We start from the raw sequence: 22839 nt of genomic DNA, 5'->3' as shown, positions 1-22839 counted from the left end.
TTCAGGCGGCCTCGGGCGAACCGGAGCCCCTGGCAGCGGCGATCCGATCGAGGGCGTCGACCACCGCGTCGAAGGTGAGCAGCGTCGAGGCGTGGCGGGCGCGGAAGTCGCGCACCGGCTCCAGCACGGCCAGATCGGCCCACTTGCCGTCGGGCACCGGGCCGTTCTCCTTCAGCATCGCCCGCATCCGCTGACGCAGCTCCCGGAGTTCGTCGGCGCTCGATCCGACGACGTGGCGCGCCATCAGCGAGGACGAGGCCTGCCCCAGCGCACAGGCCTTCACGTCGTGGGCGAAGTCGGTGACCGTGCCGTCCGAATCGGTGGCGAGATCGACGGTGACGGTCGAGCCGCACAGCTTGGAATGCGCGGTGGCGGTGGCGTCCGGCGCGTCGAGGCGACCGAGCCGGGGGATGTCGGCAGCGAGTTCGAGGATGCGGCGGTTGTAGATGTCATCGATCATGGCGGACCTTGTCTGACCCCGGCGCCGGTTCGAGAGCCGACTCAAGGAAACGTGGAGCCGGATGCGCGCGCCGTGCATTGCGCGGCGGCGCGAATGCGACGATATAGGCGCGACGAAGCCGTTTCGCGAGAATGGCCCCGTCGACCCCCGGTCACGCCCTGACCCCGGAATCGGATCGTTCGAGGGCGTCGGCACTTGGAAGCGAGAGCGCCGGGACGGATCGACGATGTACGCCAAGCCCGACAGCACGACCATGAAGGCCCGTGTCGCGAAGGCCGGAGATGCCATGGATGCCGCCCTCAAATCCCTCTCCTACGGCATGAGCGACGACGAGCGACGGATGAGCGCCGTCGGCCTCGACGGGATGCGCGGCGCCAACGATGCCGGCTTGCCGGAAGGCCCGGCCAACATCGCGCCAAATGTTGCCCCCTTGCCTGAATCGGCCCAGCGCGTGCCGAACGAGGTCGCGCTCGGCCGCCCGAGCCGCCAGGAGGCCGAGGCCGCCGTGCGCACGCTGCTGCGCTGGGCCGGCGACGACCCGACCCGCGAGGGGCTGATCGACACCCCCGCCCGCGTGGTGAAGGCCTACGAGCAAATCTTCGGGGGCTACAAAGTCGATGCCGATGCGCTGCTGGAGCGCGTGTTCGAGGAGGTCGAGGGCTATTCGGACGTCGTGCTGGTGCGCGACATCCCGTTCTACTCCCATTGCGAGCACCACATGGTGCCGTTCATGGGGCTCGCCCACATCGCCTATTACCCAGTCAAGGGCGTGGTCGGCCTCTCGAAGCTCGCCCGCGTGGTCGATGCCTTCGCCAAGCGCCTGCAGACGCAGGAGACGATGACGGCCCAGATCGCCGACACGATCGAGAGCATCCTCCAGCCCCGCGGCTGCGCCGTGATGATCGAGGCCGAGCATCTCTGCATGGCAATGCGCGGCGTGCAGAAGGCCGGCGTCTCGACTATCACCACCCAGTTCCGCGGCGTCTACAAGGACGATCCGAGCGAGCAGGTCCGCTTCCTGACGCTCGTGCGCGGCGGCAAGGCCTGATCCCGATACGATGACCGAGCCGTTCGAGAGGCCCGGCCCCCGCGCCGAGGTCGAGGAAGGCGCCCGCCTCACCCCGCGCTTCGGCCCGGACGGGCTGGTGAGTTGCATCGCGGTCGATGCCCATGACGGGCAGGTCTTGATGCTCGCCCACATGAATGCCGAGGCGCTCGCGCGGACCCTCGAGACCGGCGAGGCGTGGTACTGGTCGCGCTCCCGCGGCGAACTCTGGCACAAGGGCGCGACCTCGGGGCAGATCCAGCGCATCGTCGAGATGCGGGTCGATTGCGATCAGGACGCCCTGCTGATCCGCGTCGCGGTCGGCGGCGACGGCGGCTGCTGCCATACCGGGCGCCGCTCCTGCTTCTACCGCACCGTCTCGACCGATCCCGAGACCGGGGCCGTCCTCCTCACCCCTTCCGAGCGATGAGGCTGGAGGCGCAAGCGCCCCTCCCCCGCCTTTTTCCGGAAGGGGCGGTGGAACCCGTCGCCCCCCGCGCCCGCAGACCCCGCATCGGCCTCGCCCTCGGCGGCGGCTCGGCCCGCGGCTGGTCGCATATCGGCGTGATCGAGGCGCTCGAAGAGGGCGGCATCTTTCCCGAAGTCGTCGCGGGCTGCTCCATCGGCGCCGTCGTCGGCGGGGCCTATGCCGCGGGGCGGCTCGGGGCGCTCAAGGACTTCGCGCTCTCGCTCACCCGGCGCCGGGTGATGGGGATGATCGACCCGCGCCTGACCGGCTCCGGACTGATCGCGGGCGAGCGCCTGCGCCGCCGGCTCGCGCGGGAACTGACCGGATACAGCATCGAGACGCTGCCGCTGACCTTCGCCACCGTGGCCACCGAGTTCGGCACCGGCCACGAGGTCTGGCTAACGCGGGGATCGCTGGTCGAGGCGGTGCGGGCCTCCTACGCCATTCCCGGCGTGTTCCCGCCGGTCGCCTTCGAGCGGCGCCTGCTGATGGACGGGACGCTGGTGAACCCGGTGCCGGTGCGGCTCGCCCGCGAACTGGGCGCCGACCTCGTGATCTGCGTGAACCTCGCCTGCGAGAGCCGCCCCCGCGCTCGCGTCATCCGCCCCGGTCTCGATCCGGAGGAGGCGATCGAAGAGGCGGCCGAGCCCGACGAGGCGGAGATCGAGCGGACGCTGGAGGCGACCGTGCGCCGCCGGGGCCGCTGGGCCCTACTCACCGGCGCGAGCCGGCGCCTGATGGGCCGCCGCGCCCGGCCGAAACCTCCCCAGGAGGGTCGCACCGCGCCCGGCGTCGCCCGCGTGATGCTCGATGCCTTCAACATCACCCAGGACCGGATTTCCCGCGCCCGGCTGGCCGGCGAACCGCCGGACGTCTCGATCCGGCCAAAGCTCGGCGAGTTCGGCCAGTTCGAGTTCCACCGCGCGGAACACGCGATCGACCTCGGCCGTCAGGCGGGCCGCGCCGCGCTGCCGGAGATCCGGCGCATGATGGAGAGCGCGGCGGCGCGGTGTTGAAAGATCAATCCGGCACTTTCAGCCGGCTCCCCCTCTCCCCGCACGCGGGGAGAGGGCCGCGACGACCCCGTCGTCGGCGCGGCAAGCGGTAGCGGGGGTGAGGGGGCTTCGACGGAGGAGCATCCTACGGATAAGCCCCCTCACCTTCGCCTGCCGGCTCGCTTCGGCGACGACAAGGTCGCCGAAGCCCTCTCCCCACACAGCGGGGAGAGGGGATGCGCGACGGATCGGATCGAAACTCAGGCCATCGTGATATAGTCGCGCATCGCCTGATGCTCCGCCTCGACGGCGGCGATGCGGCGCTTGACGACGTCGCCGATCGAGACGACGCCGATCAGACGCCCGTCCTCGACCACCGGCAGGTGGCGGAAGCGCCCCTCCGTCATCTGCTCCATCACCTCCTCGATCGAGGTGCGGCGGGTGCAGGTGACGACCTTGGCGGTCATGTAGCGGGAGATCGGCTGGTCGAAGGCGGTGGCACCGTCGCAGGCGAGCGCGCGCATCACGTCGCGCTCCGACAGGATGCCGATGACCCGGCCTCCGGAATCGCCGACGATGAGGGCACCGATGCGCTTCTCGGCCAGCAGATGGATGGCTTCGTCGATGGTGCGGTGAGGCGGCACCGTGACGACGGACGTGCCCTTCTCCGCGAGAATGCGTGCAACGCTCATGAAGTCCCCTCCCTTGTGGATCGCGCCGTCAGCCCCGCGGCGCGAGAGCGATCCGGGGCGGGTTGATCCCGCCTCCGATGCGGCGAGTGTGTGGCACCTCCGCGGCACTGTCCAGCATTTCGTGCAAAATAAACTGTCAAGCCGCCGGGTATGCGGAACGAAATTTCCACAATCGCATCAGGGAGACCCTGCGGGACTGCCTCCGGTTCCCACGACGCGGTGTATCCGCTCGGCCCTATTGCGACTGGCGGCGCGTCACCGTGGTGCGGTTGGGCGCCGCCTCGCCCTTGTCCTGGTAGAGCGGCACGATCGCCCGGAGCCAGCCGCGGGTCTCGTGGCCGCCGTAATTGCGCTCGACCACGTCGCGGGTGACGTAGGCCTGCAGGTTCACCGGCCCGAAATTGTAGCCGACGAGGCCGCCCACCGCGATCTGCCCCTGCGGCCGCTCGCTCGCTACCCCGGTCGGCAGGTCGGTCGAGGCGAAGGCGACGGGCCCGACCTGCCACTTGCCGAACTTCTTCGTCATGGTCAGGTCGAGGTTGATGTAGTCGGGATAGAGCGTGCCGGACGGCGAGCGCGTGTCGAGGAAGAGGCCGTAGAGCAGGTTGGCGGTGATGTTCCAGTCGTTGCCGGTGTAGCTGATCGCGAAGCGGTGGCTCAGCGACGCCGACTGGGTCAGGAACTGCGTTTCGATCGGCAGATAGCCGCCGAACAGGTAGCTGACCCCGATGTCGTTGCCGAGGTTCCAGGCGAGCTGGCCGGCAAGCAGCGGCTGGCCGATGCCGCTGTTGTACGGCGCGCCGCGCGTGCTGGAGGCCACCACCGGCTGGGTGAAGAAGAACTGGAGCCGGGCGTTGAACAGCGTCCACGGCGTCGCCCAAGCGAAGGTCGGCAGGTTGACGTTGCTCTCCGAACTCAAGGGGGCGGTGTCGCGCACGCCGAAGCTCGAGGTGTCGACGAAGTAGAGGCCGACGGGGAGTTGCGCGCCGACGGGCAGGCCGATGGTCTGGCCCGGCTGCGCGGCCGAGCCGGCATAGGCGGGGCCGGCGGCGACGCAGGACAGGAGGACGGCGAGGGTACGACGTGTCACCGGGGGTTACGCTCCGTCGGACGCGCGGCGACCGTCGCCGCGCCTACTGTCCTGACGGATGGCGGACCGGATTATTGCCGGCAAAATCGATCAAGGGATACGACCGCCGGGGGGGTGTCGCCCAAAGGGCACGGTTTCGCGCCCGCTCCCTCAGCGGCGCCCGCGCGGCTCCATCAGCGGCAGCAGGAAGAAGCCGGCGATGAAGCCGCCGAGATGCGCGTCCCAGGCGATCGGCCCGTCGCTGCCGCCGAACGGCAGGGCGATCAGACCGAACAGCAGGTTGGTGGCGAGCAGGATGCCGAGGAACATCATCGCCGTGCGGTTGCGCATCAGTTCGGGGATCGTCTGCAGCGGCGGTCGCGGCGGCAACTGCCAGGGGGCTGCCGCCATGAAGGGCGGCGGCGGCTGGAACACGAAGCGGGCGGCCGCCGCCATCAGGGCCGAGATGCCGGCCGAGGCGCCGACCAGCGGCATCGCGCTGTCGGGATCGAACAGGAGATGGAGGACGGCGCCGGCCACGACCCCGGCGAGCGCGATGAGGCCGTAGCGCAAAGCCCCGTAGCGGCGGGCCACCGGCGCGCCGAAGGCCGCGAGCCAGACCGAGTTGAAGATCAGGTGCGTCCACGAGCCGTGCAGCAGGCCGTAGCTGACGAGGGTCCACGGCATCGCGGACGGGTCGGAGACGAGGTAGCGGGCGAATTCGCGGCGCGCGGCGGCGATCTGGGGATCGCTCACCGCCTCTCCCGCGGCCCTGACGATGTCGGCGGCCCGCGACGGATCGAAGGCCGCGGTCCAGCGGGCCGGGATGAAGGCGAGGTCGAGCAGGACCGACAGGTCGAGCTCGTCCGGCAGGACGCTGCGCACGATGTGGATGGCGGCGAGCACCGCGATCGAGGCGGTAACGATCCCCGGCAGGTTGAAGACGGGTACGCGGCCCTGTCGCGGCAAGTCGGGTGAGGCATCCATGCCGCACCATGTCGGCGCCCGGCCCCGCCCCGCAAGTCCCGGCAGGGCCGAATCCGCGCGGTTCGCCGCCGCATCCCGCGAGGAAAGACACGGGAGGACCTCAGAAACAGATCCTCCCGTGCGGCCGGCGGTCCGAGACGGCCCCGGCCGAAGTGATGGCGTCGACATCGCTCTCGACGCCGTGATCGTCTCGTGGATGCCCGTCCGCGGCAAGGCCGGAGGGACGTCAACCCTCCGTTAAGGTTAAGGAAGGGTTACCCGCGCGGGGTCGGGTCGTTGAGCATAGGGTGTGCGCAGAAGGACGTGAGCGGCGGGTTGGAACGCGAGTTCCGCCCCGCACCGAACCGTTAAAGGTCCGTTACGGGGCGGACCGTACCGATGCGGAACACCCATGAAGCATCCCACCAGCCGCCAGCTCCACGCCTACTGGAACCGCCTGCGCGGCACGCGCTCGGCGCCCGAACGGGGCGAGATCGAACCCGGCGAGATCCGTCATCTCCTGGCCGACAGCTTCATCCTCGAGATCGATCCGGCCCGCCGGGCCTGCGCGGTGCGGCTCGCCGGCACCCGTCTCTGCGCCCTGTTCGGGCGGGAGCTGCGCGGCGGCCCGTTCTCCGGGCTGTGGGACGCGGCGGCGGTCGGGCCGGAGGCCGACCGGGTGAATGCGGACCGGGTGAATGCCGATCCCTGGCGCCTCGTCGAGGCGGTCACCGCCGACACGGTCGGGATGGTGGCGGGCCTCACCGGCCGCACCGCCCGCGGCGAGAGCCTCGATCTCGAACTCGTGCTCCTGCCCCTGCGCCATCGCGGCAAGACGCAGGCGCGCCTGCTCGGCGCGCTCAGTCCCCACACCATCCCGCCCTGGCTCGGCATCCGCCCGATCCTGCATGTCGAGACGCTGTCGCAACGGGTGCTCGACCCGCCCGGCGACGAGGCCGCGGCCCGGGACTTCGTCGAGGGCCTGCCCGAGCCGGCCAACGATTTCCGCCCCGTGCGGTTCGGCCACCTCCTCGTCCACGAGGGCGGGCGCGGCGGGATCTGAGCCGGGTGAAGAAACCGCGGCCTCGGAACAGATTGTGACCCGACTACGACGGGACTGAGCGGTCGAGGCAAGTGTTTCGTAACCCGGCCGGCGGTACCTATCGATCGGAGATGTCTGATCTCTCGACCGCCGGACCGCCATGACCGAGCTCTCCCACAGCGAGACCGCCGCCCGCGTCGTCGACCAGCGGCGCCATCAGCGGGTGCGCGCCGAGCTGCTCGGGCGTTACATGCTGTCGGACCGCCGCGAATATCCGTGCCAGACGGTGGACATGTCCCCCGGCGGCGTGCGGGTGACCTGCGCCGTGCTCGGCGCCGTCGGCGAGCGCGTGGTGCTCTACCTGGAGCAGATCGGTCGGCTGGAGGGCGTGATCGCGCGCTATCCCCCGCACGGCTTCGCGATGCGGCTCAACGCCACCCCGCGCAAGCGCGAGAAGATCGCCTCGCAGCTGATGTGGCTGGCCAACCGCGAGAATCTGGGACTGCCCGAGGGACGCACCCATGAGCGCCTCGTGCCGGTCAATCCGGGAGTCCAGTTGCGGCTCGACGGAGGCCGGATGATCCCGGCCCGCGTGATCGACATCTCGATGTCGGGCGTGGCGCTCGCCACCGCGACGACGCCGCCGATCGGCACCGCCGTGATGGTCGGCTCCACGCCGGGCCGGGTGGTGCGCTACTTCGAAGGCGGCATCGGCGCCCAGTTCATGCTGCCGATCTCCCCCGACCGCTTCCACGAGGGCATCACGCTCTGAACGGCGTCAGAGCCGGCACCCGGCCCTCCGCCGGACGGCGGCGCTGCCTGCCCCACGCGAACGAATCGCCCGCCCGCGATGCCCCGCATCGCGCGCGGGCCTTCGTCGTTTTCGCGTCGACCGCGCGACCGCGGCCCACAGGGTTTCCCTGCCCCTAATGCGACAGCGCGGATTCGCCGGTCGCCCCTGAGCCCCGGTTCGCCCTTCCGGTTGGAGCGTGGCCGTGGGCGGCGAATCGATAAAATTGCGCGCATCGGCTTCAGCGCGGCGGAGGGGGTGCGGCGACATCCTGGCCTCGTTCGAAGGACAGCCGCCATGCGCAACGCCGAAACGGGATCTCTCAAGGCCGGACTGAGGACGGCGCTCGCCGCCCTGGCCTTCGGCGCCGGTCTCATCGGTGCCGCCCAGGCGCAGACCCTGGCCGCTCTTCCCTCCGCCTTGCCCTCCGCCAGCGCCGGCCTCACGCCCGGCGCCGAGGCCCGGCCGATCCTGGCCTGGACCGATTTCTGCCGCTCCTACCCCAATGAGTGCGCCTTCGACCGCGCCGAGCCCGCCCGCATCGCGCTGACCCCGGCGGTCTGGTCCACGATCGTCTCGGTGAACCGACGGGTGAACCGGCAGATCCGCCCGGTCACCGACCAGGAGCATTGGGGCCGCCCCGACCGCTGGGACCTCGCCGAGGACGGCTCGGGCGATTGCGAGGATTTTCAGCTCCTGAAGCGGCGCCTGCTCGCCGAATCCGGCCTGCCCCGGCGCGCCATGCGGATGACGGTGGTGATCGACGAGAAGGGCGAGGGCCACGCCGTGCTCACCTTGGTCACCGACCGCGGCGACTACGTGCTCGACAACAAGACCAGCGCGGTCACCGCGTGGCACGAGACCGGCTACGTCTTCATCAAGCGCGAGGGCCAGGACGCCCTGGCATGGGTCTCGCTGGGCGGCGCCAGCTCGCCGGTCACCACCGCCAACCGGTGACGAGGATCCCGACCCTCGGTCGGGATCGACACCGCATGAACCGAGAGGGGAAGGCACCGGTGTGGCCCGATTGCCAGCCCGCGCGAGGATGTCTCGCTGCGACACGGGAAAGCGCCGTCGGCGCTTCATCATTCCTTCATTTTCGTCTTGAGCCCGGCGCGGACGCGTGCAAGCTTCGCCGTGAAACGGGGGCGGCAGGACGGTCGGCCATGCGGTACGCGGTGCTTCGGGGCGTCGGCGACGGATCGGCGTTCTCCCGCGGGGTGCTGGGCCAACGCCTGCGCCGGGCGGCCCACCTGTCGCTGGTCGGCGCCATCCTGCTTCTCGGCGGCGCCTCGACCCAAGCCCAGACCGTCGCCTCGCTCCCCGAGACCGGCACCGCCGCCGAGCAGGGCGCGCCCGCCCGGCCCGTCGCCGCCTGGAACGACTTCTGCACCCGCCATCCGGCCGAATGCGCGGTCGACGTCTCCGAGCCGGCGCTCGTCACCCTGACGCCCGCCGTGTGGCAGGCGCTCACCAGCGTCAACCGGCGGGTCAACGCCCGCATCAAGCCGATCACCGATGCGGCGCACTGGAACGTCGTCGACCGCTGGGATTTTCCGGACGACGGCTTCGGCGATTGCGAGGACATCCAGCTCCTCAAGCGCCGGATGCTGATCGAGCGCCGCCTGCCGCGCCGCGCCCTGCGGATGACCGTGGTGATCGACGAGATCGGCGAGGGCCACGCGGTGCTGATGGTGCGCACCGACCGGGGCGACCTGATCCTCGACAACAAGACCAACGCGGTGCTGCCCTGGCAGCGCACCGGCTACTCCTTCGTCAAGCGCGAGGGCCAGGACGGCAAGGCCTGGGTCACCCTCAACAACGGCGCCTCGCCGGTCACGACCGCGAACCGCTGATCGTTTCGGCGCTCGACCGACCGGACGACGGACGGTGTGGTCGCGGCGGCACAGCGACCGCGTTTCGGAGCGGCGCGCCCCTTTCCGGTCTTGGCGTGCGAACCGGTGGCGGATAGCCCTCAGGCCTCAATCCTGAGTTGCCGTGGGCCCCGACGATCATGCGTGCCGTTCCCCGTCTCGTTTTCCTCGTCCTGATCGCGTCCTGTCTCGCGGCCTGCCAATCGACGATGGCGCCGCAATCCGCCGTGCCGGGGGGTGCCGTCCCGGCCTCGCTGCCGCCCGCGGCCGCCGAGCCGGGGTCGTCGAACCTGCGCGCGCAAGTCGCCGCCCGCATCGTCAAGCAGTACATGACGGATGCAGCCGGCCCGGCGGAGGTCGAACCGATTTCGGCGGACACGTTCTACGTCCGTTTCCCGGTTCGGGAAGAGAAGGCGCGCGGCTCCGACTTCGGGAACGTAATGTCGTTGATGAACCGGAACGAACCGAAACGCCGCTGCTTCACGGCGTCGCTCGAGGGGAGCATTTTCTCCAAGGAAAAGCGCGTCTTGATCAAGACCCGGTTGACCGATGATCGGACCACCTGCAGCAGCGGTCCGTGGCAGCCCTATCCGGAACTCGAGCGGATGGTCGATACGATCCGCGCCTGCCTCGCCCGCAAACAGGACACCTGCGAACTCTCCGTCGAAGCGGCGAGCAAGGCGCCGGACCCCAAGGTCGCCGAAACCAAGTCGGCCCGCGGGCAGCGCTGAGGCGCCCCGGAACCCGGCGCGATGCCGCCGGGTGGTATCGGCGCGCGGCCAAAGCCGCTATCGATCGGGCTTCCAGGGCTCCCGCGGCCCGGCTTTCGGCAGCCACGCCCGCATGACCGCGCTTCCCGAGGACGCTCTTCCGGCGCTCCTGCCGCTGCCTTCCCTGCTGATCGAGGCGGGCGAGGGCGGCGCGGCGATCCGTGCCGCCAACCCGGCGCTGCTCGCGCTGACGGGTTTTTCGGAGGCCGACCTGATCGGCCGGCCGCTCGCCGCGCTCGAATGCCGGCACGCCGACCATGCCGGCTGGTCGCCGCTCCGCGAGGCCCTCGGCCGGGGCGAGGAGGTCCATGTCGAGCTGCTGTTCGGGCGCAAGGGCGGCGCCTCGTTCTGGGGCGAGGTCTTCGTCGTTCCGCTGCCGGGCGAACCCCGTCGCTTCCTCGGCCAGATCGTCGACATCACCCGCTGCCGCGAGGCCGAAGGGGCGCTCGCCCTGTCGCGGCAGCGCGAGGCCCTGGGGCTGCTCACCAACAGCGTCGCCCACGAGTTCAACAACTTCCTCCAGATCCTGATCGGCTACATCGACGGGCTCAAGCGCCGGCTGGGCGACCGGCAGGAGCCGTTCATCCAGCGCGCCGTCACCCGCTCGACCGAGGCCTCCGAGCGCGCCGCGGTGCTGACGCGGCAATTGCTGGCCCATTCCCGCCGCATCGCGCCGGACCTGCGCCCGGTCGATCTCGGGGAGGCGGTGCGGACGGTCCTCGACCGGCTGCGCCCGAGCCTGCCGCCGCGCGTCCGACTCGACCTGTCGATTCCCCAAGACCTGCCGCCGGCCCTGTGCAACCCGAGCCAGGTCGAGCTGGCGCTCGGCCACATCCTGGCCAATGCCTGCGAGGCGATGGCGGGAGACGGCACCGTCACCATCCGCCTGTTCGCGATCGAGCCCGGCGACCGCACCCTGCAGCGGCCGGACGCGGGCGCCGTCGCCGTCACGGTCTCGGATACCGGCCATGGCCTGTCGCCGGAGATGCAGGCGCGGGCGCTCGCCCCCTTCGCCACCACCCGCGAGGCCGGGCGCGGGGCCGGGCTCGCCATCGTCCACGGGCTGATGAAGCGCCAGAACGGCACCATCTCCCTCGACAGCCGCCCCGGCGAGGGGGCCACCGTGCGCCTCGTCTTCCCGGCGGCGGGATGAAACCCGCCTCAGTACGGTGGAAGCGGACTAAAAACCCGTCTCGCCCGTCCCCATCTACGAGAGGGCGCTTTCCGCCTGCTCTCAAGATGGTGACCCGAGGTTCAACCGATGGCTTCCTCCCCGCGCGCCAAGCGCGTCGTGACCCTCCTCGCGCTCGTGGCCTCGCTCGCCGTCGCGGCACCGGCCGTCGATGCGCGGCCGGGCGGCGGCGGATCGAGCTTCGGCTCCCGCGGCTCGAAGACCTATGCTCCGCCCGCCGGCACGGCGACCTCGCCGGGCACGATGGGCGCGCCGATGCAGCGCTCGCAGACGAGCCCGAGCCCCGGCATGACCAATCCCGGCATGGCGGCCCAGAACCGCCCGCGCTTCGGCGGCGGCTTCATGGCGGGCCTGCTCGGCGCCGGCCTGATTGGCGCGCTGCTCGGCGCCGGCTTCTCCGGAGGCCTGGGCGGCATCGCCTCGTTCCTCGGCCTGATCCTCCAGGTCGGCCTGATCGCGCTTCTTATCATGTTCGCGGTGCGCTTCTTCCGCCGTCGCCGCGAGGGCGCGCAGCCGGCCATGGCCGGCAACGCCCCTTACGCCCGCTCCGGCCTCGACCGGCAGAACACCCCGCCCCAGGGCGGCATGATGGGCGGCGGCATGGCCGGCGGGATGAACCCGATGGGCGGCGGCCTCGCGGGCGGCGCCCGCCCGCAGCCGATCCAAGTGCAGCCGGACGACTTCCAGGCGTTCGAGCGCAGCCTCACCGAGGTCCAGGGCGCCTACGGACGTGAGGACGTCGCCGCCTTGCGCCGCCTCGTGACGCCGGAGATGGTCGGCTACTTCGAGGAGGAGCTGCGCGCCAACGCCGCCCGCGGCGTGGTCAACCGCATCTCCGACGTGAAGCTGCTTCAGGGCGACCTGTCGGAGGCGTGGCGCGAGGGCCCGGTGGAATACGCCACCGTCGCCATGCGCTTCTCCCTGCGCGACGAGGTGTTCGAGCGGGCCACCAACCGCCACGTCGAGAACGGCGCCCAGGAGGCCAAGGAGTTCTGGACCTTCCTGCGCGAGCCGAAGGGACCGTGGATCCTCTCGGCGATCCAGCAGGGCCGCTGAGTTTTTTGGAACTGACGGAAAGGGGCGTCCGGCGCGAGCCGGGCGCCCCTTTCTTGTCGACCGCTCTTGCGGGACGCCTCGAGACGAGCGGACGGCGGCCCGTGAAACCCGCAGCGCACGCGACCGGCGGACCGACGCCCTTATTCGGCGAGCGAGCGCGCCTCTTCCGGCAGCATGATCGGGATGCCGTCGCGGATCGGATAGGCGAGCTTGGCCGAGCGGCTGATCAGCTCCTCGCGGGCCGCGTCGTATTCGAGCGCCTCCTTGGTCAGTGGACAGACCAGAAGTTCGAGCAGGCGGGGATCGACCCGGGTCGCCTCGACGGGGGGGACAGCGCTGTCGGACATGATGCCTTCCGGGTTGAGGGTACGAAACGTCGGCCCATAGCCGGAACAGGCCCGGGCCTCCACGGCAAAAGGTCTACTGAAGGGTCGGCTCCGAGCCGCCGCTGGAGCGCACCAGTTCCATCTCTGTCACCGCGACCAGCACCTCGGCGCGGGTCTTGAGGTCGGCGGCTTCCAGCATCGCCTGCTTCTCGCGCACGCCGAACGGGCTCATCATGCAGAGCGCGTTGACGAGGGCTTCGTTGGGCGCCTCCTCGATCCCCGACCAGTCGACCTGCAGCTCGTTGGCCTCGACGAAGCGGCGCAGGGCCTGGAGCACGCCCGCGCGGTCCACCGCCTCCTCGCCGGCCCGCGGCTCGAAATCGCTGGCGAAGGCGTCGTAGGAGACGTGGCAGCGGCGATAGGCGGTGGTGACGGCGAGCTCGCTCTCGACCCGGAAGCGGCTGACCCCCGTGAGCGAGATCAGGTAGCGCCCGTCGCCGGTCTCAGCGAACTGGCTGATCCGGCCGGCGCAGCCGACCCGGTAGAGTTTCGGCGCCATGGCTGAGCCGCTGCCCTCCGCGTCCGGCTGGATCATGCCGATGATCCGGTCGGTGCGCAAAGCGTCGTCGATCATGGCGAGGTAGCGCGGCTCGAAGATGTTGAGCGGCATCTGCCCCCGCGGCAGCAGCAGAGCGCCGGGCAGCGGGAAGACCGGGATCACCGCCGGGCAATCCGCCGGAGACTTGAGGCTCGTCTGCGCACTCATCAACGTCTCCCCTGCGCGCCGATGGGGCGTCGCGCGGTCACGAGAACAGGATCGTCGAGAGCTGGCGGCGCCCGCGGATCGCGGCCGGGTCCATCAGGCCCCAGGCCTCGAAGAACTGGAGCAGCTGCTTGCGGGCCGCGTCCTCGTTCCACGTGCGGTCGGCCCGCGCGATGGCGACGAGCTGGTCCACGGCCTCGTCGCGCTTGCCCGCGGCGTTGAGGCCCAGCGCGAGGTCGAACCGGGCCTGATGGTCGTTGGGGTCGGCCTCGATCCGCTTCTGGAGGCCGGCGAGGTCGCCCAGGCTCTCGGCCTGGTCGGCGAGTTCGAGGGCGGCGCGCACGCCGGCCAACGTCGCGTCGTCGGCCTTGTCGGCGGGCACCATCGCGAGCACTTGGCGCGCGTTCTCGGTCTCGCCGAGTTCGAGCTGGGTCTTGGCGAGCCCGGCGATGGCCTTGAGGTTGGCCGGCTCCTCGCGCAGCACGGCGGCGTAAAGCTCGGATGCCGAGGCGAGGTCGCCGGCGGAGGCCACCGCGGCGGCCTCTTCGAGGATCTGGTCGATCTCGGACGGGCCGGCGAGGCGATCGACGAAGGCGCGCACTTCCGATTCCGGCACCGCGCCCATGAAGGCGTCCACCGGCCGGCCGCGGTCGATCGCGATCACGGCGGGAATCGATTGCAGCCCGAGCTGCTGGCCGATCTGCTGCCACACGCCCGGATGTTCGTCGATGTTGAGCTTGGCGAGCTTCACCCGGCCGCCCGCCGCGTTCACGACCTTCTCGAGGACGGGCGTGAGCTGCTTGCAGGGGCCGCACCAGGGCGCCCAGAAATCGACGATGACCGGCTGGTTCATCGACTCGGCGATAACGTCCTGCCGGAACCCCGCGGTGGTGGTGTCCTTGATCAGGCCGGCGGCGGCAGGAGCACCGGCAAGGGCACCGGCAGGGTTGGCGTCGAGCATGGAGCCCTCAGTGTCGAAAACGCGAGTCGCGTGCGTTGCATCGCACGCGCTACATGGGGCCTGGGCCCCGGCCTGACCAGCGGTTTTCGGGCGCGCGGGCGGCGTGTCCCGCTCAGGGCTTCACGCCCTCCTTCGCGTCCTTCGTGCCGTCGCCGCCGGCCTTCGAATCCGTTTTGACGTCCGTGATGAAGGTGCCCGCATAGGTCTTGCCCTGCGAGGTCGCCTCACAGGCGATCTGGGTCTTTCCCGGCTGCGGCGCGGAGAAGCGGCAGGCGCCGACCGCGGGGGACGGGCTGCGCACGATGCCCTCGGCGTTCTTCATGCCCGCTACGACGAGGCTGATCGGCTGGAGCTGCTCGGTCTCCTCGGTGGCCTCGTGCTGGGCGCCCGCGCCGCTGAAGCTCAGGGTCTGTCCGTCCCAGGCGGCGAAGTCGAAGGTGGTGCGCCCGCGGGTGACCGTGTTGACGAGCTGCTCCTTGCAGTTCTGGGTGATGTCCTGTCCGCCGATCACCAGCCGCTCGCACTGGCCGGTCATCTTGATCTCGGCCCCCTGCTGCGCCGCGGCCGGGCCGGCGGCGAGCGCACCGAGAAGGGCGAAGATGGGGGCGGCGCGGGTCGTCATGGTTCGGTTTCCTCCGGTTCGGCCGTCATTGTTGGCCTGGATTCTCGGGCGCGCCGCCCCGGCTTCAAGCGCCGAAGCGCAGGGCGCGATCGTTGGGCGCAGCGAAGTCGAGTTCGGGCCCCAGCGGCACGATGCCGGTCGGGTTGATGGTCGGGTGGCTGCCGTAATAGTGGCGCTTGATGTGCTCGAGATTTACCGTCGGGGCCACGCCCGGAAGGGCGTAGAGGTCGCGCAGGTAATTCGACAGGTTCGGGTAGTCGGCGATCCGGCGGCGGTTGCACTTGAAGTGGCCGACATAGACCGCGTCGAACCGCACCAGAGTCGTGAACAGCCGGATGTCGGCCTCGGTGAGCCGCGATCCGCAGAGGTAGCGCCGGCCGTCGAGCCGCTCCTCCAGCGCGTCGAGTTCGGCGAACAGAGCGGTGAAGGCGTCCTCGTAGGCCTCCTGCTTGGTGGCGAAGCCCGCCTTGTAGACGCCGTTGTTGACCCGGTCGTAGACGCGGGCATTGACCGCATCGATCTCCTCGCGGAGGTCTTGCGGGTAAAGGTCCGGCTCGCCGGCCCCGAAGGCGTCGTTGAGCATGCGGATGATCTCGGCCGATTCGTTCGAGACGATGGTGTTCCGCTCGCGGTCCCACAGCACCGGCACGGTGACGCGGCCGCTATAGTCGGGCTTGGCCCGCTGGTAGAGTTCGTAGACGCGCCTTGAACCGAACAGCGCGTCGGCGGTGGCGCCCGGCACGCCGCCCTCGGATTCGGGCTGAAACACCCAACCCTCCTCGCGCATGTACGGTGAGACCACCGAGACCGAGATCGCGTCTTCCAGGCCTTTGAGCGCGCGCACGATCAGGGTGCGGTGGGCCCAGGGGCAGGCGAGCGAGACGGTGAGGTGGTAGCGCTCCGGCTCGCCCTCGAAGCCGCCCTCGCCCGAGGGGCCGGGCCGGCCGTCGGCGGTGACCCAGTTGCGGAAGGCGGAGGCCGAGCGCTCGAAGCGCCCGCCGGTCTTGGCGGTGTCGTACCACTGATCCCGCCACTGCCCGTCGACCAGCAGACCCATCGCGCGCCCTTTCCCGTTCGTGCGGGAACATGGGAGGGGACGAGGCGGATGGAAGCCCAGGGGTGGCCTTGAGGACGCGCGGCCCCAGATGCCGACCACCGACACACGGAGCCCGCGATGCCCGCCCGCCTGTTCGAACCCTTCCGCCTCGACGACCTCGAACTGGAGAACCGCATCGTCATCGCGCCGATGTGCCAGTACTCGGCCCGCGGCGGCGCGGCGACCGACTGGCACCTCACGCATCTCGGCCAGCTCGCCCAATCGGGCGCGGGCCTGCTGACGCTGGAGGCGACCGCGATTGCGCCGGAGGCCCGCATCTCGCCGGCCGATCTCGGCCTCTACGACGACGCCACCGAGCGGGCGCTCGCCCGCGTGCTCGACGCGATCCGCGAATATGCGCCGATTCCCGTGGCGATCCAGATCAACCATGCCGGGCGAAAGGCGTCGAGCCGGGTGCCGTGGGAGGGCGGCGCGCAGATCGCCCCCGACGCCCCCGACGGCTGGCGCACCGAGGCGCCCTCCCCCTTGGCTCATGGCGAGGGCGAGGTGGCGCCCCACGCGCTCGACGCGGAGGGCCTGAAGCGCGTGCGCGATGGTTTTGTCGCGACGGCCAAGCTTGCGTTGCGGCTCGGCATCGACGGGTTCGAGATTCACGGCGCCCACGGCTACCTGCTGCACCAGTTCCTCTCGCCGCTCTCGAACCGGCGTGAAGACCAGTATGGCGGCAGCCTGGAGAACCGGATGCGCTTTCCCCTCGAAGTGTTCGAGGCGGTGCGCGAGGCGGTGCCTTCGGGAAAGCCGGTGTGGATGCGCGTCTCGGCCACCGATTGGGTCGAGGAGGGGTGGGACCTCGACCAGACGGTGGAACTCGCCCGCGCGCTGAAGGCGCGGGGATCGGCCGCGATCCACGTCTCGACGGGTGGTCTTTCACCTGCCCAGAAAATTCCGCTGGGGCCGGGCTATCAGGTGCCCTTCGCCGAGCGGATCAAGGCGGAGACCGGGCTCACCACCATCGCGGTCGGCCTCATCACCGAGCCGGCGCAGGCCGAGGCCATCCTGGCGGAGGGAAAGGCCGACGCGGTCTCACTCGCCCGCGCGATGCTCTACGATCCCCGCTGGCCCTGGCACGCGGCGGCCGAACTCGGCGGCCGGGTGCGGGCGCCGAAGCAGTACTGGCGCTCGCAGCCGCGGGAATACAAGGATCTGTTCAAGGATGCGGCCCACGGGCAACGATGAGGGCGTCGCGAGAGCCTACTTCGCCACCGCCCCCACCAGCGGCCCGAGCGGGCGGCTGAGGTCCGAGCGGCCGATCCCCGGCGCGTAGAGGCTCGATACGCTGCCATCGAGGAACAGCGCGTTGCGGCAGCCGAGGGCGTCCTTGAACAGCCGGGCGAAGGCGCCGAACGTCACCGGCTGCTCGGAGATGGCGAAGATCGCCGTGCGCCCGTCGTCGCGCACGCCGACGCCGTTGCGGATCTTCTGACTGGGGCCATCCTCCGAAATCTTCGGGTGGATCTTTCCTTCGATCACCAGCATCGGCCCGGATTGCGTGGCGAAATCGGGCGCGGGCTTGGCCTTCAGGTAGCGGGCGGTGTCCAGCACGCCGGCCCGGTCGCCCTTCACGTAGAACACGCCGTTGGGCTTGAGGTGGAAGTTGCCCGGCCCGTTGGCGGTCGAGACGCCCTTCATCTCGCGCCCCTCCTCGACATAGAGCCCGACCGGCGCCTGCCCCTTGTCGTACATGCCGGCATTCATTGCGAAGCTGAGGCGGGCGCCCTGCCGGTCGGCGAGGCTGCCGAGCGAGGAATAGGGCAAGCCGTCCGGCCCGAGCCAGAACAGCCGGACCCGCTCGCGCCGCAGATCGACGGTGCAGACCGTGAAGGGCTGCCCCTCCGCCTGCACCGCGCGGCACGGCCCCTTTGCTGCGGGCGCCGGCTCCGCGGCGGCGCGGGCCGCGAGCGGGCCGGACAGGAGGAGGCATGCGGCGAGGAGGGCGAGGCGCGTCACGGGTTCCACGGTCCCTGTCGATCGGCGCAGCCCCACGGGTTCTTCGGGGCGAGGCTTGGCCGCGGATGCCTCTCCTCGCCCGAAAGCATGGCGGCATTCAAGCCGCCGAAGCGGCCGGCGAACTACGATTGAGCCAGCGCTTTCATCCCGACTCACGCATTCGGGACTGGAGTTCGCGTGAACCCTCCGCTCGCGCCGAACGTTCTGAGCGCATGGGGGAGACTTCACTCTCTCTGTTGGAGATGGTTCGATGAAACGGATTGTTCTGGCATCGGCCGCCATGGCCGGCGCGCTGGCGATGATCCCGGCGACCGCCGACGCCCGCGGCTTCGGCGGTTTCCACGGTGGCGGCTTCCACGGCGGTGGCTTCGGCGGCTTCCGGGGTGGTGGCTTCGGCGGGCCGCGCTTCGGCGGCGGCTTCGGCCGGTTCGGCGGTGGCGGGTTCGGGCCGCGCTTCGGCGGCGGCTTCGGCGGTTACCGGGCGGCCGGCTTCGGGCCGCGCTTCGGCGGCTACGGCTACCGCGGCGGCTACGGCTATCGCCGCGGCTTCGGCGGCGTCGGGCTGGGCCTCGGTCTCGGCCTCGCGACGGGCGCCGCCCTCGGCGCCGGCTATTACGGCGGTTACGGCGGCTATTACGGCAGCCCCTACGGCTACTCCACCGTCGGCTACGATCCTTACGGCTACGGTGGCGGCTGCTACACTGTGGAGCGGACCCGCTGGACGCCGTGGGGCCCGCGCCGGGTCCTGGTCGAACGCTGCTACTGAGCGCCCAAAGATCCGAGACATCGAGGAAGGGGCCGCCCCGCGCGGCCCCTTCCGCGTGTCAGCGCCGCATCTCGTCGCGCCGCATCGGCATCGCGTCGATGGTCGAGAACAGGCGCTGCGGTGGGATCGGCTCCTGCGCGGTCAGCTTCGCCCCGCCGTCCTTGCCGACGAGCACCGCCCGGAACGCGTCCGCCGGCAGACCGAGGCGCCGACGGATCGCGACCGCCTCGGGCCCGTCGCCCACCGCCTCCACCGTCACGAGGTCGCGCTCCGACGCGCCCGTGCGGACCGAGGCCAGCGCCTGACGCTGCGCCGCGAGCCGGGGATCGCCCGCCGCCGGCGCGGCCAGCACCAGCACGCGTGACTTCCAGACATACCGCGCCAGCGGGTTGCCATCCGCCATCGCCGCGCCTCCCATCGTCAGCGTCGCGAGCGCGACGCCCAGGACCTTGGCCACCACCGCGAACACTCCCGCCCGATTGCCGGGATCGACGTGCGACCCATCTGGCCGGTTCCCCATCCTCTCACCCGGAGACGCCCATGACCGTCGTCAACCGCCGGATCGTCCTGGCCTCGCGCCCGCACGGCGAGCCGAAGCCGGAGCATTTTCGTCTGGAGGAGAACCGCGTGAACGCGCTGCGCGACGGCGAGGTCCTGCTGCGCACGCGCTGGCTCTCGCTCGATCCCTACATGCGCGGGCGGATGAGCGCGGCGAAGTCCTACGCCAAGCCCGTCGAGATCGGCGAGGTCATGGTCGGGCAGACGGTGAGCACGGTCGAGGTCTCCGAGAACCCGGCCTTCGCCGTCGGCGACCTCGTGCTGAGCCCCGCCGGCTGGCAGGATTACCTCGTCTGCGACGGGGGCGGCCTGCAAAGACTCGATCCGGCGGACGGCCCGCCGAGCGCCTTCCTCGGCGCGCTCGGCATGCCGGGGATGACGGCCTATGCCGGCCTCCTCGAGATCGGGCGCCCGCAGCCCGGCGAGACCGTCGCGGTGGCCGCTGCCGCCGGCCCGGTCGGCTCGATGGTCGGCCAGATCGCCCGCATCAAGGGCGCCCGCGCCGTTGGAATCGCGGGCGGCCCGGAGAAATGCGCCTACCTCACCGACACGCTCGGCTTCGACGCCGCCGTCGATCACCGCGCCCCGGACTTTTCCGAGGCCTTGGCCCGCGCCTGCCCCAACGGCATCGACGTCTACTTCGAGAATGTCGGCGGGGCGGTGTTCGACGCGGTTCTGCCGCTGCTGAACGACTTCGCCCGGGTGCCGGTCTGCGGCCTCGTCTCGGGCTACAACATGAGCGAGTTGCCGCCGGGCCCCGACCGCACGCCCACCCTGATGCGCGCCGTGCTGACCAAGCGCCTGACGCTGCGCGGCTTCATCGTCTGGGACTTTTCCGAGTTGCACGGCGCGTTCCTGCGCGACGTCGGCGGCTGGCTGAAGGCCGGCCGGGTCAAGGCGCGCGAGGACGTGGTCGAGGGCCTGGAGAACGCGCCCGCCGCCTTCATCGGGATGCTGAAGGGTGCCAATTTCGGGAAGTTGGTGGTGAAGGTGTCGTGAGCTGCTTCGCCCCTCCGCCGTCATTCCGGGGCGCCGTAGGCGAACCCGGAAGCCACCCGTGATGCGCGGCGACACAAGGCGTTGTGCTCCGTCGTGGATTCCGGGTTCCGCTGCTCGGCCCCGGAATGACGGGGGAGGTTTTTGCAACAGTCCGACCCTTGCCCTCCATAACGAACAAAAGTAGAACAAATTTGCGGCGCGGTGAACCGGTGTGAAGTGGGCACAAGCCCCGCCGACGGCTTGCCCAGCGATGGCGGGACCGCCAAGGTCCGGACCATCGCGGGCAAGGTTTAGCCCTGTGAGATCGGATCGGATGGAGAGAGTGGGATGGCGGGCAGCGTCAACAAGGTGATCCTCGTCGGCAATCTCGGGCGCGATCCCGAGACCCGGCGCCTGTCCTCGGGCGACCCCGTGGTGAACCTGCGCATCGCGACGTCGGAGTCCTGGAAGGACAAGGCGTCGGGCGAGCGCAAGGAGAAGACCGAGTGGCACTCGGTCGTGATCTACAACGACAACCTCGCCCGCGTGGCGGAACAGTACCTGCGCAAGGGCTCGAAGGTCTATATCGAGGGCCAGCTCCAGACCCGCAAATGGACCGACCAGTCGGGTGTGGAGAAGTACACGACCGAGGTCGTGCTCCAGCGCTTCCGCGGCGAAATGACGATCCTCGACGGGCGCGGCGGTGGCGGCGGCGGCGACTTCGCGGGCGAGGACGACCAGGGCGGCGGTGGCCAGATCAGCCGCGGCGGCGACCGCGGCGGACGCGACGATTACGGCTCGGGCCGCTCCTCGGGCGGCGGCGACCGCCGTCCCTCCGGCGGTGGCGGCGGCGGCAGCAAGCCGAACTACGACCTCGACGACGACATCCCGTTCTAGACATCGGTTTCGAAAGGACCTGGTCCTTTCGCGGGTCCAGGGTGGAACCCGGCCGGCGGAGCCATCTCGGGGCGCTGCCCCGAGACCCCGCCAAAGGGCTCGCCCTTTGGGAACCAAGACGACAGTAACAGCAGAAGGGCCTGCCCGATCCTTGATCGGGCAGGCCCTTCTGCGTCAGCAATCCAGCGTGGTGTCGCGCTCCCACTGGGTCAGGTGGCGGCAGTAGCTGTTCCACTCCTCGGTCTTGAGCTTGAGATAGCTCGGCACGAAGGAGCCGAAGGCCGCGTTCAGCACGTCGCAGTTCTCAAGCGCCCGCATGGCGTCGAGCATGTTGAGCGGCAGGCGCTTCACGCCCTCCACCGTGTGGCCGTCGGTGTACATGTTGATGTCGAGGCGTTTTCCGGGATCGCGGCGGTTGCGGATGCCGTCGAGGCCCGCGGCCAGGATCGCGGATTGCAGCAGGTAGGGGTTGGCCGCCCCGTCCGCGAGGCGGAATTCCAGGCGCCCGCCGTCCGGGATGCGGATCATGTGGGTGCGGTTGTTGCCCGTGTAGGTCACGGTGTTGGGCGCCCAGGTGGCGCCGGACGTGGTGCGCGGCGCGTTGATGCGTTTGTAGGAGTTGACGCAGGGGTTGGTGATCGCAGCGAGCGCGTCCGCCGAGTGGATCAGGCCGCCGATGAAGTGGTAGCCCTCCTGCGACATGCCGATTTCGTCGGAGGAATCGGCGAAGACGTTGCGGCCGTCGCGCCAGACCGAGACGTGGGCGTGGCAGCCCGAACCGGTCAGGTCCATGAAGGGCTTCGGCATGAAGGTCGCACGCAGGCCGTGCTTCTCGGCGATCGAGCGGGTCATGTACTTGAAGAAGGCGTGCCGGTCGGCGGTGACGAGGGCGTCGTCGTAGTCCCAGTTCATCTCGAACTGGCCGTTCGCGTCCTCGTGGTCGTTCTGGTACGGCTTCCAGCCGAGCGACAGCATCGCGTCGCAGATCTCGGTGATGACGTCGTAGCGGCGCATCAGGGCCGATTGATCGTAGCAGGGCTTGATCTGCTTGTCGGCCATGTCGGCGGGTTCCGAGCCGCAGGGCGTGATCAGGAAGAACTCGCACTCGACGCCGGTCTTCATCTGCAGGCCGTCGCGGGCGGCGTCCTTGATCAGCCGCTTGAGGATGTTGCGCGGGCCCTGCTCGACGGGCTTGCCGTCCATCACGAGGTCGGCGGGCAGCCAGCCGACCTCGGGCTTCCAGGGAAGCTGGATCAGGCCGTCGGCGTCCGGCACCGCCAGCAGGTCGGCATCCGCCGGGCTCATGTCGAGCCAGGTGGCAAAGCCCGCAAAGCCCGCGCCGTTCTTGCAGGTGCTCTTGATGGCCGCCGCCGGCACCAGCTTGGCGCGCTGGGTGCCGAACAGGTCGGTGTAGGAGACGAGGAAGTACTTGATGCCGCGTTCCTTGGCGGCAATCTCGAGATCGAGCGGCATGCTGATGTCCT

General features: G+C 70.4%; 26 protein-coding genes. 14 read left to right on the top strand and 12 right to left on the bottom strand.

The window, feature by feature from the left end; all coding sequences use genetic code 11:
* Position 1 precedes the first annotated feature (1 nt).
* Positions 2–460, bottom strand: coding sequence for an iron-sulfur cluster assembly scaffold protein (locus HNR00_RS09035; RefSeq protein WP_183568154.1), 459 nt, complete (start codon positions 458–460; stop codon positions 2–4).
* Between the two features lie 286 nt (positions 461–746).
* Here HNR00_RS09035 and folE point away from each other — a divergent pair, with 286 nt between their 5' ends.
* From folE to HNR00_RS09020, 3 genes are read left to right on the top strand one after another with little or no spacing between them, the layout of a single operon-like run.
* Positions 747–1508: a GTP cyclohydrolase I FolE gene (gene folE, locus HNR00_RS09030; RefSeq protein ID WP_488199504.1), complete on the top strand. Its 762-nt coding sequence runs from the start codon at positions 747–749 to the stop codon at positions 1506–1508.
* Positions 1509–1518: 10 nt separating this feature from the next.
* Positions 1519–1935, top strand: a complete 417-nt coding sequence (gene hisI, locus HNR00_RS09025) for a phosphoribosyl-AMP cyclohydrolase (protein ID WP_183568148.1) — start codon at positions 1519–1521, stop codon at positions 1933–1935.
* A complete protein-coding gene (locus HNR00_RS09020) occupies positions 1932–2990 on the top strand; it encodes a patatin-like phospholipase family protein (RefSeq protein ID WP_183568145.1) in 1059 nt (352 codons plus the stop codon). Before hisI ends, HNR00_RS09020 begins: the two co-directional genes overlap by 4 nt.
* A gap of 239 nt (positions 2991–3229) precedes the next feature.
* On the opposite strand, the gene HNR00_RS09015 is transcribed toward HNR00_RS09020, so the two are convergent.
* From HNR00_RS09015 to HNR00_RS09005, 3 genes are all read right to left on the bottom strand, one after another.
* Positions 3230–3661, bottom strand: coding sequence for a CBS domain-containing protein (locus HNR00_RS09015; RefSeq protein ID WP_183568142.1), 432 nt, complete (start codon positions 3659–3661; stop codon positions 3230–3232).
* Positions 3662–3896: 235 nt separating this feature from the next.
* Positions 3897–4751: a transporter gene (locus HNR00_RS09010; RefSeq protein WP_183568138.1), complete on the bottom strand. Its 855-nt coding sequence runs from the start codon at positions 4749–4751 to the stop codon at positions 3897–3899.
* A gap of 150 nt (positions 4752–4901) precedes the next feature.
* Positions 4902–5717 (bottom strand): rhomboid family intramembrane serine protease, encoded by an 816-nt coding sequence (locus HNR00_RS09005; RefSeq protein ID WP_183568135.1) that lies wholly within the window; start codon positions 5715–5717, stop codon positions 4902–4904.
* Positions 5718–6108: 391 nt separating this feature from the next.
* Between HNR00_RS09005 and HNR00_RS09000 the strand changes: the two genes are divergently transcribed.
* The 7 genes from HNR00_RS09000 to HNR00_RS08970 all read left to right on the top strand — a co-directional run bounded on the left by HNR00_RS09000 (position 6109) and on the right by HNR00_RS08970 (position 12420).
* Complete coding sequence (locus tag HNR00_RS09000) at positions 6109–6759, top strand: PAS domain-containing protein (protein ID WP_183568132.1); 651 nt, start codon at positions 6109–6111, stop codon at positions 6757–6759.
* A 139-nt stretch (positions 6760–6898) separates the two neighbouring features.
* Positions 6899–7510, top strand: coding sequence for a PilZ domain-containing protein (locus HNR00_RS08995; protein WP_183568129.1), 612 nt, complete (start codon positions 6899–6901; stop codon positions 7508–7510).
* Positions 7511–7825: 315 nt separating this feature from the next.
* Positions 7826–8485 (top strand): transglutaminase-like cysteine peptidase, encoded by a 660-nt coding sequence (locus tag HNR00_RS08990; RefSeq protein WP_183568124.1) that lies wholly within the window; start codon positions 7826–7828, stop codon positions 8483–8485.
* A 209-nt stretch (positions 8486–8694) separates the two neighbouring features.
* On the top strand, positions 8695–9384 hold the full coding sequence (locus tag HNR00_RS08985; RefSeq protein WP_183568120.1) for a transglutaminase-like cysteine peptidase: 690 nt from the start codon (positions 8695–8697) through the stop codon (positions 9382–9384).
* 158 nt (positions 9385–9542) lie between these two features.
* Positions 9543–10133 (top strand): hypothetical protein, encoded by a 591-nt coding sequence (locus HNR00_RS08980; RefSeq protein WP_183568117.1) that lies wholly within the window; start codon positions 9543–9545, stop codon positions 10131–10133.
* A 112-nt stretch (positions 10134–10245) separates the two neighbouring features.
* The gene (locus HNR00_RS08975) at positions 10246–11325 is read left to right on the top strand and encodes an ATP-binding protein (RefSeq protein ID WP_183568113.1); all 1080 of its coding nucleotides are present in this window, start codon (positions 10246–10248) and stop codon (positions 11323–11325) included.
* A gap of 108 nt (positions 11326–11433) precedes the next feature.
* The gene (locus tag HNR00_RS08970) at positions 11434–12420 is read left to right on the top strand and encodes a TIM44-like domain-containing protein (protein ID WP_183568109.1); all 987 of its coding nucleotides are present in this window, start codon (positions 11434–11436) and stop codon (positions 12418–12420) included.
* A gap of 140 nt (positions 12421–12560) precedes the next feature.
* On the opposite strand, the gene HNR00_RS08965 is transcribed toward HNR00_RS08970, so the two are convergent.
* From HNR00_RS08965 to HNR00_RS08945, 5 genes are all read right to left on the bottom strand, one after another.
* Positions 12561–12767, bottom strand: coding sequence for a Trm112 family protein (locus HNR00_RS08965; RefSeq protein ID WP_183568106.1), 207 nt, complete (start codon positions 12765–12767; stop codon positions 12561–12563).
* Between the two features lie 73 nt (positions 12768–12840).
* The gene (locus HNR00_RS08960; protein ID WP_183568102.1) at positions 12841–13512 is read right to left on the bottom strand and encodes an LON peptidase substrate-binding domain-containing protein; all 672 of its coding nucleotides are present in this window, start codon (positions 13510–13512) and stop codon (positions 12841–12843) included.
* Positions 13513–13549: 37 nt separating this feature from the next.
* Entirely contained in the window at positions 13550–14470 is a 921-nt protein-coding gene (locus HNR00_RS08955; protein WP_183568099.1) for a thioredoxin family protein, read from the bottom strand.
* A 112-nt stretch (positions 14471–14582) separates the two neighbouring features.
* Positions 14583–15092, bottom strand: coding sequence for a hypothetical protein (locus HNR00_RS08950; protein WP_183568096.1), 510 nt, complete (start codon positions 15090–15092; stop codon positions 14583–14585).
* 64 nt (positions 15093–15156) lie between these two features.
* Positions 15157–16149 (bottom strand): glutathione S-transferase family protein, encoded by a 993-nt coding sequence (locus HNR00_RS08945; protein WP_183568092.1) that lies wholly within the window; start codon positions 16147–16149, stop codon positions 15157–15159.
* Between the two features lie 117 nt (positions 16150–16266).
* On the opposite strand from HNR00_RS08945, the gene HNR00_RS08940 reads away from it, so the two are divergent.
* Complete coding sequence (locus HNR00_RS08940) at positions 16267–17385, top strand: NADH:flavin oxidoreductase/NADH oxidase (RefSeq protein WP_183568089.1); 1119 nt, start codon at positions 16267–16269, stop codon at positions 17383–17385.
* A 15-nt stretch (positions 17386–17400) separates the two neighbouring features.
* Here HNR00_RS08940 and HNR00_RS08935 read toward each other — a convergent pair whose 3' ends face one another.
* A complete protein-coding gene (locus tag HNR00_RS08935; protein WP_183568086.1) occupies positions 17401–18156 on the bottom strand; it encodes a phosphodiester glycosidase family protein in 756 nt (251 codons plus the stop codon).
* A gap of 250 nt (positions 18157–18406) precedes the next feature.
* On the opposite strand from HNR00_RS08935, the gene HNR00_RS08930 reads away from it, so the two are divergent.
* A complete protein-coding gene (locus tag HNR00_RS08930; RefSeq protein ID WP_183568083.1) occupies positions 18407–18922 on the top strand; it encodes a hypothetical protein in 516 nt (171 codons plus the stop codon).
* A gap of 58 nt (positions 18923–18980) precedes the next feature.
* Here the strand turns inward: HNR00_RS08930 and HNR00_RS08925 are convergent, their stop codons facing one another.
* A complete protein-coding gene (locus tag HNR00_RS08925; protein ID WP_183568262.1) occupies positions 18981–19340 on the bottom strand; it encodes a DUF4174 domain-containing protein in 360 nt (119 codons plus the stop codon).
* A 122-nt stretch (positions 19341–19462) separates the two neighbouring features.
* Between HNR00_RS08925 and curA the strand changes: the two genes are divergently transcribed.
* The gene (gene curA / locus HNR00_RS08920) at positions 19463–20479 is read left to right on the top strand and encodes an NADPH-dependent curcumin/dihydrocurcumin reductase (RefSeq protein WP_183568080.1); all 1017 of its coding nucleotides are present in this window, start codon (positions 19463–19465) and stop codon (positions 20477–20479) included.
* Between the two features lie 327 nt (positions 20480–20806).
* Positions 20807–21355, top strand: coding sequence for a single-stranded DNA-binding protein (ssb, locus tag HNR00_RS08915; protein ID WP_183568076.1), 549 nt, complete (start codon positions 20807–20809; stop codon positions 21353–21355).
* A gap of 174 nt (positions 21356–21529) precedes the next feature.
* On the opposite strand, the gene glnT is transcribed toward ssb, so the two are convergent.
* Positions 21530–22828, bottom strand: a complete 1299-nt coding sequence (gene glnT, locus HNR00_RS08910) for a type III glutamate--ammonia ligase (protein WP_183568073.1) — start codon at positions 22826–22828, stop codon at positions 21530–21532.
* Positions 22829–22839: the final 11 nt, after the last annotated feature.

The organism is Methylorubrum rhodinum, assembly GCF_014199935.1.
GTDB lineage: Bacteria > Pseudomonadota > Alphaproteobacteria > Rhizobiales > Beijerinckiaceae > Methylobacterium > Methylobacterium rhodinum.
Note: the sequence above shows the minus strand (reverse complement) of the source record. Positions and strands in the feature narration are given on the sequence as shown.